Annotated in this window: 14 protein-coding genes; 6 read left to right on the plus strand and 8 right to left on the minus strand. The window is 69.8% G+C overall.

From position 1 onward, the window contains the following. Positions 1-255 precede the first annotated feature (255 nt). Together ACFE6Z_RS05275 and ACFE6Z_RS05280 are read right to left on the minus strand one after the other, a co-directional pair. Entirely contained in the window at positions 256-2,205 is a 1,950-nt protein-coding gene (locus tag ACFE6Z_RS05275) for an ABC transporter ATP-binding protein (protein ID WP_375384665.1), read from the minus strand. Positions 2,206-2,254: 49 nt separating this feature from the next. After that, positions 2,255-2,470 (minus strand): AsnC family protein, encoded by a 216-nt coding sequence (locus ACFE6Z_RS05280; protein ID WP_375384666.1) that lies wholly within the window; start codon positions 2,468-2,470, stop codon positions 2,255-2,257. 124 nt (positions 2,471-2,594) lie between these two features. Between ACFE6Z_RS05280 and ACFE6Z_RS05285 the strand changes: the two genes are divergently transcribed. The 3 genes from ACFE6Z_RS05285 to ACFE6Z_RS05295 are packed head-to-tail and all read left to right on the plus strand — an operon-like array spanning position 2,595 to position 5,268. Beyond that, entirely contained in the window at positions 2,595-3,536 is a 942-nt protein-coding gene (locus tag ACFE6Z_RS05285) for an ABC transporter ATP-binding protein (RefSeq protein WP_375384667.1), read from the plus strand. Further along, a complete protein-coding gene (locus tag ACFE6Z_RS05290; protein WP_375384668.1) occupies positions 3,533-4,441 on the plus strand; it encodes an ABC transporter permease in 909 nt (302 codons plus the stop codon). Before ACFE6Z_RS05285 ends, ACFE6Z_RS05290 begins: the two co-directional genes overlap by 4 nt. Next, positions 4,438-5,268, plus strand: coding sequence for an ABC transporter permease (locus ACFE6Z_RS05295; protein WP_375384669.1), 831 nt, complete (start codon positions 4,438-4,440; stop codon positions 5,266-5,268). The genes ACFE6Z_RS05290 and ACFE6Z_RS05295 overlap by 4 nt, the downstream gene beginning before the upstream one ends. Positions 5,269-5,282: 14 nt before the next feature. On the opposite strand, the gene ribH is transcribed toward ACFE6Z_RS05295, so the two are convergent. From ribH to ribD, 4 genes are read right to left on the minus strand one after another with little or no spacing between them, the layout of a single operon-like run. Further along, on the minus strand, positions 5,283-5,756 hold the full coding sequence (gene ribH, locus ACFE6Z_RS05300; RefSeq protein WP_375384670.1) for a 6,7-dimethyl-8-ribityllumazine synthase: 474 nt from the start codon (positions 5,754-5,756) through the stop codon (positions 5,283-5,285). Continuing rightward, the gene (ribA, locus tag ACFE6Z_RS05305; RefSeq protein ID WP_375384671.1) at positions 5,753-7,051 is read right to left on the minus strand and encodes a GTP cyclohydrolase II; all 1,299 of its coding nucleotides are present in this window, start codon (positions 7,049-7,051) and stop codon (positions 5,753-5,755) included. Before ribA ends, ribH begins: the two co-directional genes overlap by 4 nt. Beyond that, on the minus strand, positions 7,048-7,731 hold the full coding sequence (locus tag ACFE6Z_RS05310; RefSeq protein ID WP_375384672.1) for a riboflavin synthase: 684 nt from the start codon (positions 7,729-7,731) through the stop codon (positions 7,048-7,050). Before ACFE6Z_RS05310 ends, ribA begins: the two co-directional genes overlap by 4 nt. Further along, the gene (ribD, locus tag ACFE6Z_RS05315) at positions 7,731-8,822 is read right to left on the minus strand and encodes a bifunctional diaminohydroxyphosphoribosylaminopyrimidine deaminase/5-amino-6-(5-phosphoribosylamino)uracil reductase RibD (protein ID WP_375384673.1); all 1,092 of its coding nucleotides are present in this window, start codon (positions 8,820-8,822) and stop codon (positions 7,731-7,733) included. The genes ACFE6Z_RS05310 and ribD overlap by 1 nt, the downstream gene beginning before the upstream one ends. Positions 8,823-9,162: 340 nt before the next feature. Here ribD and ACFE6Z_RS05320 point away from each other — a divergent pair, with 340 nt between their 5' ends. Next, entirely contained in the window at positions 9,163-10,992 is a 1,830-nt protein-coding gene (locus ACFE6Z_RS05320) for an FAD-dependent oxidoreductase (RefSeq protein ID WP_375384674.1), read from the plus strand. A 64-nt stretch (positions 10,993-11,056) separates the two neighbouring features. Then, positions 11,057-12,580, plus strand: a complete 1,524-nt coding sequence (glpK, locus tag ACFE6Z_RS05325; RefSeq protein ID WP_375384675.1) for a glycerol kinase GlpK — start codon at positions 11,057-11,059, stop codon at positions 12,578-12,580. Between the two features lie 13 nt (positions 12,581-12,593). Here the strand turns inward: glpK and ACFE6Z_RS05330 are convergent, their stop codons facing one another. Both ACFE6Z_RS05330 and ACFE6Z_RS05335 read right to left on the minus strand, forming a co-directional pair. Continuing rightward, a complete protein-coding gene (locus tag ACFE6Z_RS05330) occupies positions 12,594-13,478 on the minus strand; it encodes an Fpg/Nei family DNA glycosylase (RefSeq protein ID WP_375384676.1) in 885 nt (294 codons plus the stop codon). 29 nt (positions 13,479-13,507) lie between these two features. Continuing rightward, complete coding sequence (locus ACFE6Z_RS05335) at positions 13,508-14,071, minus strand: GNAT family N-acetyltransferase (protein WP_375384677.1); 564 nt, start codon at positions 14,069-14,071, stop codon at positions 13,508-13,510. Positions 14,072-14,363: 292 nt separating this feature from the next. Between ACFE6Z_RS05335 and ACFE6Z_RS05340 the strand changes: the two genes are divergently transcribed. Then, the gene (locus ACFE6Z_RS05340) at positions 14,364-15,224 is read left to right on the plus strand and encodes a DUF559 domain-containing protein (RefSeq protein WP_375384678.1); all 861 of its coding nucleotides are present in this window, start codon (positions 14,364-14,366) and stop codon (positions 15,222-15,224) included. Positions 15,225-15,276 lie beyond the last annotated feature (52 nt).

The raw sequence follows: 15,276 nt of genomic DNA on the forward strand, positions 1-15,276 counted from the left end.
TCGCCGCCACCCGGATTAGCCGTTGCGCCGCGAACACGGCCTCCATCGCCCCGCATTCGAGTACAAGATCAACCGCGTCGGGCACCGCGAACGCGCCGTCATCGCCCCACCCCGGCGGGTTGGAAGGTTCAACAAAGGCGCCTGCGGCCATGACTTAATATTAGAACATAGATGCGCACTGTGTCAACGATTGCGTGGCATTATTTCGAAACCATAGGCATTCCAGCCACCACAACGAAGCCTGACGAATCCGGGTCAGACCAGCAGCTGGTGGCGCGCGAGATCCCGGTAGAGCGGGGTGGACTCCACGAGCTCTGAGTGCGTGCCCTGCCCCACGACCCTGCCGTGGTCGAGCACGACGATGTGGTCGCTGTCGACGACGGTTGAGAGACGGTGGGCGATCACGATGAGGGTGCGGCCCTCGGCGACCGCGTCGATCGCATCGCGCATCCGCTGCTCGTTGAGCCCGTCGAGCGACGACGTCGACTCGTCCAGGAGCAGGATCGGTGCCGCGGCGAGCAGCGCACGGGCGATCGCGAGGCGCTGGCGCTCACCTCCGGAGAGCATGACGCCGCCCTCGCCGACCTCGGCGTCGACGCCGAGAGGGCTGCGCTCGAGCACTTCGCCGAGGTTGACCGCGCGCAGCACGCGCTCGCAGTCGGCATCGGATGCCTCGGGCGAGGCGAGCCGGAGATTGTCGGCGATCGTGCCGGCCAGCGTCGGCGCATCCTGCTCGACGTACCCGAACCGCGCGCGCAGCGCGTCGCGCTCCAGCGCCCGGATGTCGACGCCGTCCACGAGGATCGAGCCCGATGTCGGGTCGTAGAACCTCTCGATGAGCGAGAGGGTCGTGCTCTTCCCCGCGCCGGAGGGGCCGACCAGCGCCACTCGGCTGCCGCGCGGCACCCGGAACGAGACGCCCTGCAGCACCCCGGCCGTCACAGGGCACGGACGCATTTCGCCGGAGGCCTCGCCGGAGCCCTCGTCGGAGACGACGGTGAGCGAGGACGTCGCCGGATCGACGTGGGCGTTCTCGAGCACCCGGACCGCTTCGGCCTCTGCCGCGGCGCGGGCCGCGACGACGTTCTCGGGGTAGGAGAAGTGCACGTCGACGAATTCGATCGCGGCGTGATCGACAGCATCCCGTGCGGGCGCGACGGTCTGGGCGATGACCGCATCGCGATCGGTCTCGACCGGAAGATCGAGCACCTCCTGGATGCGGCCGAGGGCGCCAAGAGCCTGGTTGACCGAGGTGATGGCCCCGAACGTCGAGCCGAGCGGCGCGATGAGCATGAACAGGAACATGATGAATGTCACGAGGCTCGCGATCGGGATCGCGCCGGAGGCGACCCGGAATCCGCCCACCCCCAGCACGACGAGCAGCGACACCTGCAGTGCGATGCTCGCGACGGGCAGGACGAGCGCCGAGACCTTCGCGATCCGCACGCCGACCGCGTAGGCCTCGGTCGCGCGTTCGGTGACGCCTTCGACCTCGCGCTCGGTCGCGCCGGCCGCCCGGACGGTGCGGATCGAACTGATCGCCCGCTCGACGCCCGATGCGAGTTCGCCGACCTTGACCTGCTGCTCGGTCGACGCGACCCGGATGCGGCCGCTCAGGAGCACGACCCCGACCACCGAGACGCCGATGACAAGCACGATGATGGCGAGCAGGACAGGGTCGATGATCGCCATCGCGATGAGGGCGCCGAGGAAGATGAGCGAGTTGCCGATCGCGTCGGCAAGTCCTTGCGTCAGCACGGCGTACAGGAGAGTCGTGTCGGTGCCGACGCGCGAGACGAGGTCGCCCGTGCGGCGCGCGTCGAACTCGCTGATCGGGAGGTGCAGGATGCGGGCGATGAGCTTGCGCCGGCTCGAGTAGACGACCGCCGTGCCGGTGCGCTGCAGCAGGAAATGCTGGAACCCCGAGATCAGGGCGGCGACGACGACGAAGCCGACGAGCGCCCACACCAGCATCCCGAGTGCTTCGTTCGCCTGCACGCGCGTGATGAGCTGCCCGACGAGGAGGGGCTGCGCGAGCGTGGCGATCGCGCCCAGGATGCTGAGCACGGCGACGACGACGAGGGTGCGCTTGTGCTCGAAGATGAACGGCAGCAGCTGGCGGAACGTCGCGCGCGGACCCGCGGGCTCCTTGCCTCCGCGCCCCCGGCGCGGGCTACCGGTGCGGACGGTGGTACTGGTGGACATGACTGTTCCTTGCGTTCCTCGACGGGCGAAGCGGGTGGGCGGGCGTGCCCTACCTTCGACCGTACTTCTTGTGGGCGGCCTGCCGGGTCACGCCCAGCGCGGCGGCGATGGCCTGCCATGAGTACCCCTGCACGCGGGCGCGGCGCACCTGCACTTCTTCCGCCCGAGCGATCTCACGGCGCACCGCGGCGAGCCGATGCAGTTCGGCGATCGGTTCGCCCTCGGCCGCGGCCCCGATCAGGGTGCGGATGTCGTTGCTGCTCATGTCGTCAACGCTAGTTGACAGATCCGGATGCTGTCAATCCAGGTTGACTGGCGCTCAGGGCGCTCGGGCCGCTCAGGCCGCTCCGGCCGCGGCGACCGTCGGGGGCCGGTAATAGGCTCGACGGGTGCCATCAGCCGTCATCGCCGCCGAGAACCTCGTCAAGGCCTACAAGGTCAAGGGCAAGCCCGACTTCGTCGCCGTCGACGGCGTGAGCTTCGAGGTCGCGCCGGGGGAGTCGTTCGGGCTCCTCGGGCCCAACGGCGCGGGCAAGTCGACCACCATGAAGATGATCGGCGCGGTCTCGACTCGCACGAGCGGCGGGCTCAGCATCCTGGGTCTGGATCCCGACCAGTACGGCCCCGAGATCCGCTCGCGCCTGGGCGTCGTGCCGCAGCAGGACAACCTCGACGGCGAGCTGAACGCCCGCGAGAACCTGTACATCTACGGCCGCTACTTCGGCCTGTCGAGCAAGGTGTGCCATGAGAAGGCCGATGAGCTGCTCGCGTTCGCCGCGCTCGAAGACAAGGCCAAGAGCAAGGTCGACGCGCTCTCGGGCGGCATGAAGCGACGCCTCACCATCGCCCGCGGCCTCATCAACGACCCGCGCATCCTGCTGCTGGACGAGCCGACGACGGGGCTTGACCCGCAGGCCCGCCACGTGCTCTGGGACCGGCTGTTCCGGCTGAAGGAGCGCGGCACGACGCTCGTGCTCACCACGCACTACATGGACGAGGCCGAGCAGCTGTGCGATCGGCTGGTGGTCGTCGACAAAGGTCGCATCATGGCCGAGGGCACGCCGGTCTCACTCATCCGCGAGCACTCCAGTCGCGAGGTGCTCGAAGTGCGCTTCGGCTCGGAGCGCAACCAGCAGGTCGCCACGAGCCTCGAGGGCATCGGCGATCGCATCGAGGTGCTGCCCGACCGCGTGCTCATCTACGCCGACAATGGCGAGCAGGCGCTCGAGCGGGTCACCGGGCGGGGCCTCGAGCCCCTCACGTCGCTCGTGCGCCGCTCGAGCCTCGAGGACGTGTTCCTCCGCCTCACCGGCCGAACGCTGATCGAATGAGCGAGCTCGTGCCTCGACCGGAGGAACCGGAACGGACGACGGATGCTGCAGCATCCGCCACCATCGCGCAGCCGTCGCTCGACGACCTGAGCGCCGAGGCGATGGCGTGGGGGCGCAAGCCGCGCGTCTTCGGCGGCTGGTACGTCACCGAGCACATGGTGCGCGCCATGCGGGCGTACGGCTGGACCATCGTCGTCGGTGCGATCGGTCAGCCGGTCGTGTACCTCCTGGGCCTGGCGCTCGGCCTCGCGGCGCTCATCCAGGTGCCGATCGTCGATGGCGGCGAGGAGGTGCCCTACCTCGTCTTCGTCGCGCCCGCGCTGCTGATGACCGCGACGATCGCTGTCGCGAGCGAAGAGTTCACGTACCCGGTGATGTCGGGCTTCAAATGGCGCCGCTACTTCTACGGATTCAACGCCTCGCCGCTCTCATCCACTCAGATCGCCGCGGGCGTGACGAACGGCGCCGCCGCGCGGATGGCCGTCGTCGCTGTCGCGTACTACTTGTTCATCTGGATCTTCCAGGCGGTGCCCGACCCTGCGACGGGGTGGATGTCGATCTTCGTCGGGGTGCTCGCCGGTCTCTCGTTCGGCATTCCGCTGATGGCATACGCCGGGTCGCTGCGCGACGACAAGGGTCAGTTCGCCCTCGTGCAGCGCTTCATCTTCATGCCGATGTTCCTCTTCTCCGGCACGTTCTATCCCCTGTCGGTGCTCCCGCCGTACCTCGAGTGGATCGGCTGGATCTCGCCGCTCTGGCACGCCTCAGAGCTCGGCAGAGCGCTGACCTACGGCCACGCCGTCGAACCCCTCGTGTTCGCGGGGCATCTCGCCTACCTGCTCGCGCTCACGATCGGCGGCTGGTTCGTCGCGCGACGTGTCTTCGAGCGGAGGCTCGCCGAATGAGCACCCTCACCACCGCGTCGCCGGATGCCGTCGTCCGGCGCGGCAGCGTGCGCGCCCTGTGGGCTGGCAATCCGTGGGCGGTCGTGCAGCGCGGACTCATCGCGGCGCGCAGCAGCAGCTGGGTCGTGGTGTTGTCGGGCTTCTTCGAGCCCGTGCTGTACCTGGCATCGATGGGGATCGGGCTGGGCGCGCTCATCGGAGACGTGCAGACCACGACCGGCGTGACGGTGACGTACGCGCAGTACATCGCCCCCGCGCTCCTGGCCGTCTCGGCGATGAACGGCGCCGTGTACGACTCGACCTGGAACGTCTTCTTCAAGCTCAACTACGGAAAGCTCTACGAGGGGATGCTGGCAACCTCGCTCGGCCCGCTCGACGTCGCCCTGGGCGAGATCGTGTACGCGCTCCTGCGCGGTCTGCTGTACGCGTGCGGGTTCATGGTCATCATGCAGGCCTTCGGCCTGAACCTCGCGTGGACGGCGATCCTCGCACTCCCCGCCGTCGTGCTGATCGCGTTCGGCTTCGCGAGCCTCGGCATGGCGATCACGAGCTACATGAAGGCGTTCCAGCAGATGGACTGGATCAACCTCATCATGCTGCCGATGTTCCTCTTCTCGGCGACGTTCTACCCCATCACGATCTACCCCGAGTGGGTGCAATGGATCGTGCAGGCCCTCCCGCTCTGGCACGGCGTCGAGTTGATCCGGGGCCTGACGACCGGAGCGCTCTCGCCGGCGATGTACATCCACGTCGCATACTTCGTGGCGATGATCGCCGTCGGGCTGGTCTTCACGACGAAGCGGCTGAGGGCGCTGTTCCTGGACTGACGGCACCGCCCCGGTCAGGCGCGCAGCGCGCGGAGCACGAGGGCGGTGCGGATCGCGGCATCCGCAGCTTCCGCGCCCTTGTCCTCTTTCGATCCTTCGAGACCTGCGCGGTCAAGGCCCTGCCGCTCGTCGTCGAGGGTCAGCAGACCGAAGCCGACCGGCTTGCCCGTGTCGAGCGCGACGCGGGTCAGCCCATCGGTGGCCGCGGCCGAGACGTACTCGAAGTGCGGGGTCCCGCCGCGGATGATGACGCCGAGCGCGACCACGGCGTCGGCACCCGCATCCAGCGCAGCTTTGGCCGCGACCGGAAGCTCGAACGAGCCCGGCACCCGCACGAGGCGCCAGTCGGCGCCCGCGGCGTCCAGAGCGCGCGCGGCGCCGGCGATCAGGCCCTCGGAGATGACCTCGTGCCAGGTGCCGGCGATCACCACGATATTCAATCCCGAGGCGTCCGTACCGCCGACGATGGGTGCGCCTTTGCCGCTCATGCTCCGGCTCCCTGCGCCGCGGTACCGGCATCGTGCATCTGGGCGATGGCGTCCTCGAGGTCGGCTTCGGCGATGATGTGCCCCATCCGATCGCGCTTGGTCGAGAGGTACTGGTGGTTGTTCGGACCCACGCCCACGAGCAGCGGCACCTGCTCGCTGATCTCCAGCCCGAGCTCGCGCAGCTGGCGCACCTTGTCTGTGTTGTTCGTGAGCAGGCGCACCTTCTCGACACCGAGATCGGCGAGGATGCCGGCTGCGGCGGCGTAGTCGCGGGCATCCGCCGGCAGCCCGAGGGCGAGGTTCGCGTCGACCGTGTCGAGCCCGCGCTCCTGCAGGCTGTAGGCGCGCAGCTTGTTGATGAGCCCGATGCCGCGACCCTCGTGGCCGCGCATGTAGATCACGACGCCGCCCTGGGTCGAGATGGCGTCGAGCGCAGCATCCAATTGCGGCCCGCACTCGCATTTGAGCGAGTCGAACGCCTCACCGGTCAGGCACTCCGAGTGCACGCGCACGAGCGGTGCGTCGTCGGTGAGATCGCCGGAGATCACCGCGAGGTGGTCGGTGCCCGTCACGCGGTCTTTGTAGGCGAGGAAGCGGAAATCTCCGTGCGCGGTGGGCACGTGGGCCTCGGCACGCAGGCTCACGCGGCGCTTGTGCACGGCGGTGGTGGTCGAATCGATCGGATCGACCTCGCCCAGGTGGGCGATGAGCTGCTCGATCGTGATGACCAGGACGCCGTCGCGCTCGCCGAGCTCGATGAGCCCGGGCAGCCGCATCATGCCGCCGTCCTCGGCGACCACCTCGGCGATCGCGCCGACCGGCGCGAGCCCCGCGAGCTTCATGAGCTCGACCGCGGCCTCGGTGTGGCCGCCGCGCTCCCGCACCCCGCCGTCCACTGCCCGCAGCGGCAGGATGTGGCCAGGGCGGATGACGCTGCCGGGGGTGGACGCAGGGTCGGCCAGCACGTTCAGGGTGTGCGCGCGGTCGTTCGCGCTGATGCCGGTCGAGTTCCTGCGATCGGCCGCGTCGACGCTCACGGTGTACGCGGTGCCGCGCGCGTCTTCGTTCAGGGCGACCATCGGCGGAAGATCGAGCCGGTCGGCCCAGTCGGCGGGCATCGGCGCGCAGATGAAGCCGCTCGACCAGCGCACGGTCCAGGCGATCCATTCCGGCGTCGCCAGTTGCGCCGACAGGATGACGTCGCCTTCGTTCTCGCGGTTCTCATCGTCCGCGACGATGACCGGCCGGCCGGCGCGGAGCGCGTCGAGGGCCTCGGGGATGGTGGCAAGGCTCATCGCGAGCCTCCTTCCAGCTGAGCGGCGGATGCCGCTCCGTTCGGGTTCGTGGCGCTCGGGGCGAAGGCCAGCAGGCGCTGCACGTGCCGGGCGAGGATGTCGGTCTCGAGGTTGACGCGGTCGCCGGGCCGGCGGTCGCCGAGGGTCGTGGCGACGAGGGTCTCGGGGATGAGCGAGACCTCGAACCACTGCCCGCCTTCGGCCGCCGAGCCTGCCGAAGGGGCGGGGCTTGCCGCACTCACCGTCAGCGACACACCGTCGATCGCGACCGAGCCCTTGTCGACGACGAGCGGCGCGAGGTGGTCGGGGAGGGCGATGCGGATGACCCGCCACTGATCGCCGGGGCGCACCTCGAGGATCTCGCCGGTGCCGTCGATGTGGCCCTGCACGATGTGGCCGCCCAGGCGGCCATTCGCGGGCGTCGCCCGCTCGAGGTTCACCGGGCGCCCGGCATCGATACCGGCCAGCGTCGACATGTCGAGGGTCTGGCGCATGACGTCGGCGGTGAACCAGTCGTCCCCGCGGCCGACGACCGTCAGGCACACGCCGCTGACCGCGATCGAGTCGCCGTGCGCGGCATCCGACACGGTCTTCGGCGATCGGACCGTCACGCGCACGCCGTCGCCGGACGCCTCGACGGCGGTGATCGCGCCGATCTCTTCGATGATTCCGGTGAACATCAGCGGGCTCCTTTGTGATCGACGAGCGGGGGATCGAGCGCTGCCCGCCCGGTTGATGTCGATGCGGATATCGGCGCGCCACGGGTCAGCAGCGTGATCAGCAGGTCGTCGCCGAGGGTCTGGACGGATGCCACGTCCAGACGCTGCGCGGCGCCGATCGTCGTCACTCCGATGTCGGTGACGGCCAGACGCTCGCCGCCGAGCAGCACGGGGGCGACGTAGGCGAGCACCTCGTCGACGAGGCCGGCGCGCAGGAAGGCGCTCGCGAGCGTCGGGCCGCCCTCGACGAACACGCGCTGGATGCCCCGCTCGCGCAGGTCGGCGAGGACCCCCGCCAGATCGTGGTCGGCGTAGAACAGGGGAGGCTTGGGGTGGCGGCGGATCGCGGCATCCGCAGGCGTCTCCGACCGGCCTATCACGACGGGCTGCGGCTGGGTGTCGCGCAGCGCGCCGCGCTCGTCCCGGGCGGTCAGCGATGGGTCGTCGGCGAGCACGGTGCCCGTGCCCACCACGATCGCGTCTGCGGCGGCGCGCCGACGGTGCACATCGGCCCGAGCATCCGGTCCGGTGATCCACCGGCTCGTGCCGTCGGCGGCCGCGGCCCGCCCGTCCAGGCTCTGCGCCCACTTGACGGTGACGTGCGGGCGACCCAAGCGTGTCGTCTCGGACCACGAGGCGAGCAGTTCCTCGCCGGCAGCGCGTTCGACGCCGGCGACGACCTCTACGCCGGCTTCGGCGAGGCGCTCGGCGCCGCCGCCGGCAGCCGGGTTCGGGTCATCGACCGCGTACACGACCCGGGCGACGCCCGCGGCGATCAGGGCCTCCGAGCACGGGCCGGTGCGCCCGCGGTGATTGCACGGCTCGAGTGTGACGACGGCGGTCGCGCCGCGCGCCCCGCCGGCGGGCAGCTTCGAGAGCGCGTCGACCTCGGCGTGGTTGGTTCCGGCGCCGCGGTGCCAGCCCTCGGCCAGCACGTCACCGGACGGCGAGAGGATCACGGCGCCCACTTGGGGGTTCACCCCGCGAGGGCCGTTTCGCGCGATGATGAGCGCGCGATCCATCGCCGCGCGTTCCGCGTCCTGCGTCGTCATCCGTCTGCCTCTGGTCGAACTCGAGGTTGCGGCAGGCGGCGGCGCGCGTCACGCCGTCTCGTGCTGCCTCCCATCCGGACTGACGAGGGCTGTCCCTCGCATCACCGTCGGTTCCGGATTTTCACCGGATCAGCCTCGGCAGCATCCGGAATCGGATGCGCGCCTCGGCTCGCGGACTATCACCGCCGGTTCGGATTCTCACCGACCCCGGAGCACTGTATTGCTCTGAGTCTAGTCAACGCGCGCTGTGGGGATTCATTCCACGACGACGGATGAACCCCCGGCAGATGGCGTCGCACGCCGCCACCGCCGCGTAGCCTGGAGGGGTTGAGGGGGAGCAATGGTTGATCAACGAAGCGCGTCTTTCGCGCGGCACACTTTCCGCAGCTTGGCGGAGCGACCGTACGCCGACGTGCTGATCATCGGCGGAGGCATCAACGGCCTCGCGACTTTCCGCGATCTCGCCCTGCAGGGCGTGGATGTGGCGCTCGTGGAGCGCTCCGACTTCGTCAGCGGGGCATCGGCGGCATCGTCGCACATGATCCACGGCGGCATCCGCTATCTAGAGAACGGCGAGTTCCGTCTCGTGCACGAGGCGGTGACCGAGCGCAACGGCCTGCTGCAGATCGCCCCGCACTACGTGCGTCCGCTCCAGACGACGATCCCCGTCTACTCCACCTTCAGCGGGGTGCTCACGGCCCCCCTGCGCTTCCTCCGCCACGGCGGCGGCGCGCGTCGCGAACGCGGCGCCGCCCTCATCAAGATCGGCCTCGTCATCTACGACTCGTTCTCGCGCGGCGGCCTCTTCGCCACGGGCGATCGCGTCGGCCGCCACTCCTTCCACGGTCGGCGGCGCTCGCTCGAGCAGCTGCCGGACCTCGATCCGAAGATCCGTTACACCGCCACGTATTGGGATGCCTCGCTCCGCGATCCCGAGCGGCTCGCGATCGATGTGCTCCGGGATGCTGTGGCCGGCGCCGCCGATCCGGCCCAGGCTTCGCCGTCTGATCGCGCCCGCGCCGCGAACTACACCGCGGCGGTCGCCTCCCGGGACGGTCGCATCGTGCTGCGCGACGCCGAGACCGGCGAAGAAGTGCCGTTCACCGCATCCGTCGTCATCAACGCGAGCGGACCGTGGACCGACCTCACCAACGCGGCGCTGGGCGACCCGACGGTGCGCATGGGCGGCACGAAGGGCGCGCACATCGTGCTCGACAACCCCGATCTGCTGGCCGCCACGGGCGGGCGCGAGCTGTTCTTCGAGCACAAGGACGGCCGGATCGTGCTCATCTACCCGCTCAACGGGCGGGTGCTGGTGGGCACGTCGGATCTCGAGCACGACATGGCCGAACCCGCCGTGTGCACCGAGGCCGAGGTCGACTACTTCATCGATCTGATCGGGCAGGTGCTGCCCGAGATCGCGGTGAGCCGGGCACAGATCGTCTATCGGTTCGCCGGTGTGCGGCCGCTGCCCGGTCACGGGGATCTCGCCCCCGGGTTCGTCTCGCGCGACTACCGCATCGACGCCGAGGAGCTGGGCGGCCCATCGCACACGACCGTCCTGAGCCTCGTCGGCGGCAAGTGGACCACGTTCCGCGCGTCGGCCGAGCACCTCGCCGACCGCGCACTCGCGCTGCTGGCACAGCCCCGCCGTCGCTCGACGAAAGGGCTGCCGATCGGCGGAGGCGCCGGCTTCCCCACGACCGAGCGGGCGCGACGCCAGTGGATCGGCGCGCACGACACGGGGCTGGGCCTGCCCCGGGTAGCGACCCTGCTCGAGCGCTACGGCACGGTGGCGGCAGACGTCATCCGGGCGATCGACTCCGACCCCGACGACCGCCCCCTGGCGAGTCTCCCGTCCTACAGCACCGGCGAGCTCCGGCACGTCGCGCGCACCGAAGCCGTCGTGCACATCGACGATGTCCTGCAGCGCCGCACGCCCCTCGCGTTCATCGGGCACGCGTCCGCCGAGGTCGCCGCCGAGATCGCCGAGGCGATCGCGCCGCTGCTCGGGTGGGACCCTGAGGAGCGCGACCGGGAGGTGCGGCGCGCCCTGGAGAAGGTGCACGCCGCCGATCCGAGCTGGGCTGGCCTCACGACCACGGCACCCACGGCCACCACGGATGACGCGTCGTCGGACGCGGCCGACGGTTTCGTCGACGCGCGATAGCCTGACCGGGCCGCCTCCCGAACGACTCGAGGGGCCCAGCCGCACGACGCGAAGGAGACACGACGTGGCCGATCATGTGCTGGCGCTCGACCAGGGGACGACCTCGACGCGCGCGATCGTGTTCGACGCCGAGGGCGGGATCGTGGCCACCGCGCAGCGTGAGCACGAGCAGATCTTCCCGCGTGCCGGGTGGGTCGAGCACGACCCCATCGAGATCTGGACGAACTCTCAGTGGGTGCTCGCCACCGCGCTCGACGAAGCGGGGCTCGGGCCCGCCGACATCGCGGGCCTGGGCATCACGAATCAGCGCGAGACCGTCATCGTGTGGGACCGCCGCACCGGACGACCCGTCTGCAACGCGATCGTCTGGCAGGACACCCGTACGCAGCGGCATATCGACGACCTCGCCGCCGACGGCGGCACCGACCGCTTCGCCGACACGACCGGGCTGCCGCTGGCGACCTACTTCTCCGCGTCGAAGATCGCCTGGGTGCTCGAGAACGTGCGCGGCGCGCGGAAGGATGCCGAGGCCGGCCATCTGCTGTTCGGCACCCCCGACACGTGGGTGATCTGGAACCTCACCGGCGACACCCGCGGCGGAATCCACGTCACAGACGTCACGAACGCGAGCCGGACGCTGCTCATGGACCTCGCCACCCTCGACTGGTCGGACGAACTCCTCGCGGTCTTCGGCATTCCGCGGAGCATGCTGCCCGAGATCGTCTCGTCGTCAGGTGTCGTCGCAGAGGTCCACGAGCCGCCCGCGGCCCGCGGCATCCCGATCGCCGGCATCCTGGGCGATCAGCAGGCGGCGACCTTCGGGCAGGCCGCCTTCGATCAAGGGCAGTCCAAGAACACGTACGGCACCGGGAACTTCCTACTCGTGAACACCGGCACCGAGATCGTGCGCTCGCAGCACGGGCTGGTGACGACGGTCGCCTACCGCTGCGGCGACGAGCCCGCGCGATTCGCGCTCGAGGGCTCGATCGCCGTCACCGGATCGCTCGTGCAGTGGCTGCGCGATAACCTCGGCATCATCAGCTCGGCCGCCGAGGTGGCCCGCCTCGCCTCCACCGTCGATGACAGCGGCGGGGCCTATTTCGTTCCGGCGTTCTCCGGACTGTTCGCGCCCTACTGGCGCCCCGACGCCCGCGGCGCGCTCGTTGGCCTCACCCGCTACGTCAACAAGGCCCACATTGCGCGCGCCGCGATCGAGGCGGCGGCCTTCCAGTCGCGCGATGTCATCGACGCGATCGTGGCCGACACCGGTTCCGACCTCGCCGAGCTGCGGGTCGACGGCGGCGGATCGCGCGATGAGCTGATGATGCAGTTCCAGGCCGACATCCTCGGCATCCCCGTGGTGCGCCCCGCCGTGATCGAGACGACGGCGCTCGGGGCGGCGTACGCTGCGGGCCTGGCGACCGGAGTGTGGCGCGATCGCGACGCGTTGCGCGCGCAGTGGCGCGAGGGCGCGCGATGGGAGCCGCGGATGCCTCGGGACGAGGCCGACCGCCGCGTGCGGCTCTGGCGCAAAGCCGTGACGAAGTCGCTCGACTGGGTCGACGACGACGTCACCGCCCTTTCGTAGGGCGAAACGCTCGCTACTTCAGCAGCCGGCTCAGCCGCCGGTCGGCGAGGATTTTCCCACCGGTCTGGCAGGTCGGGCAGTATTCGAGGCTGTTGTCGGCGAAGAACACGCTGCGCACGGTGTCGCCGCACACAGGGCAGATCTCTCCGCGGCGGCCGTGCACCCGCATCCCTCGGCGCTTCGCGTCCTTCAGGTCCGCCGGTGGCTTGCCGGATGCCTCCGCCACAGCATCCGTCAGTGTGTCGATCATCGCCGCGTACAGGCGGTCGATCTCTTCGTCGCTGAGCGTCGCGGCCAGCGCGTACGGCGACGTCTTCGCGACGTGCAGGATCTCGTCTGAGTACGCGTTGCCGACGCCTGCGATGACGGATTGGTCGCGCAGCACTCCCTTGATCTGCGTGCGTCGGCCGGCCAGGAGCCCCGCGAGGGTGTCGCGGTCGAACCCCGCCCCCAGCGGATCGGGCCCGAGCCGGGCGATGCCCGGCACGTCGGCCGGATCGCGCACCACGTACACGGCGAGCGACTTCTTCGTGCCGGCCTCGGTCAGGTCGAATCCTGCACCATCACCGAACGCCACGCGCAGCGCGATGGGCGTCTTGCCCGGCCGGATGAGCGTCGTGGAGACCTGGTCGTACCAGCGCAGCCAGCCCGCCTTGGCGAGGTGGAAGATCAAGTGGGGAGCAGCATCCGACCCTTCCGTGGTGGGGGCCGTGGAGATGTCGATGAACTTGCCGTGGCGCTCGAGGCCGGTGACGACCGCGCCGTGGAGCGCCTGCACCGGCGGATCGTAAGTCTTGAGGGCCGCGATGGCGGCCACCGTGACGCGCGTGATCTCGACCCCGGTCAGCCGTCCGCGCAGGAAGTCGACCAGGCCCTGAACCTCGGGCATCTCCGGCATGCGCCCACCCTATCCCTGCTGCGGGCGGGTCAGTCCGGCAGGACCGGCCACGGCTGGGGCGTGCGGTCATCGTCGCGCAGGAGGCCGGCGACCCAGCCGTCGTCGCGCCCGGTCGGGCTGAGCAGCGCCTGACGGAGGAGGCCTTCGTAGCGGAATCCCAGCGCGCGCCCCACCCGTGCGGACGGGATGTTGCCGACGACGGCACGCCATTCGATCCGCACGAGGGCGAGGCCCTCATCGGCGAACGCCCAATCGACGACCGCCTGCGCGGCCTCGGTGAGGAGCCCTCGTCCGCGCGATGCGGGCGACATCCAGTAGCCGAGCTCGGCCGCGCCCTTGCCCATCCGGTAGAGGCCGACCATTCCGGCCACCGTGTCGCCCTCGCGCACGGCCCAGGTCTGCTCGACGTCGTCCGCCCAGTGCGCCGCTGCGATCGGGATGAACTCCTCGGCGTGACGCCGTTCGTACGGCGACGGGACCGTCGTGTAGCGCTGGATGCCGGCATCCTGACACGCCTCGAAGATCGCGTCGATGTCGGCTTCGGTCGGGATCGACAGCTCCAGGCGCGCGGTGCGCAGCGTGACGGGCTCCATCCGGCCCACCCTAGCCCGGCGTCCCGCCGGCCCGCGTGCCACAACTCCTCCTCGCCGACCCGGGGCAGCGAGCCGGATTCGTGAATTCCGCGTCGCGGTCAGGGCAGGGCGAATTGTCAGGCGGAGTTGTGACACGTCCGGCATCCGCACCCTCGACATTTCGGCGCTGAAGAGGGGGCACCGCGCCGGAGATGCAGCAACCCGTTCCTCCCCCTCGTCGTTCCGACAAGACCCATCCCCACTTCTTCCCGCGACCCCCGCGGCGCTCCTGCCGGCGCACCAGCCTGGGTCCATGGTCGGTGATCTCGAATTTCTCACCCGGGCCGAGCTTCTCGCTCACGGCGTCACACGTCGCGGCATCGCGAGTGCCCTCCGGGCCGGCCGACTGGTCCGTGTGCGCCGTGATCGATATCTCGCCTCGACCGCTCCGGAGCAGGTGCAGTCGGCTGTACGCGTGGGCGGTCGGCTTGCCTGCCTGTCGTTGCTGCAACTTCTCGGCGTCTTCGTGTTCGACAACCGACGTCTTCACACGCATGTCGAGCGGGGGTCCAGTCGGCTGCGATCGGCCGCGTCCCCGCCTGCGCCGCTTCCCCCGCGCCGCTCGCGGGAGTTCCGTGTGCATTGGATGCCGCTGGTCCGGCCCGACGACGCCACTCCGACGTGCGTCAGCATCCTGGATGCGCTGGCACAGTCGGTGCTCTGCCAGTCGGCGCGGCATTCGATCGCCACCATCGACAGTGCGCTGAACAAGAAGCTCGTCAGCCTTCTCGACGTGCGCGAGATGTTCGCCGCACTGCCTGCTCGATATCGCATCCTCGAGCAGCTGATCGATGCTCGAGCCGAATCGGGGCCGGAGACTCTGGTGAGACTGATGCTCCGCACGCTCGGCTGCACCGTGGAACCACAGGTGGAGTTCGACGGTATCGGTCGCGTTGACCACGTTGTGGATGGCTGGCTCGTCGTCGAGTGCGATAGCAAGCAGTTCCACGCCACGTGGGAGCAGCAGGTCAAGGATCGTGAGCGAGATCTGGCACTGGCGTCTCTCGGTTTCGCGACGATCCGATTCACTGCCGCACAGATCATGTATCAGCCGGATGAGGTGTTCATCGCGCTGCGCGCGCTCGCGCGCACGCATCGCACGCAGAGCAGCTGAGCGCGCCGGTTCTCGCCGGTCCGCGAACGGGTCGTGCCATAACTCCGCCTCG

The sequence above is a fragment of the uncultured Microbacterium sp. genome, from assembly GCF_964244775.1.
GTDB lineage: Bacteria > Actinomycetota > Actinomycetes > Actinomycetales > Microbacteriaceae > Microbacterium.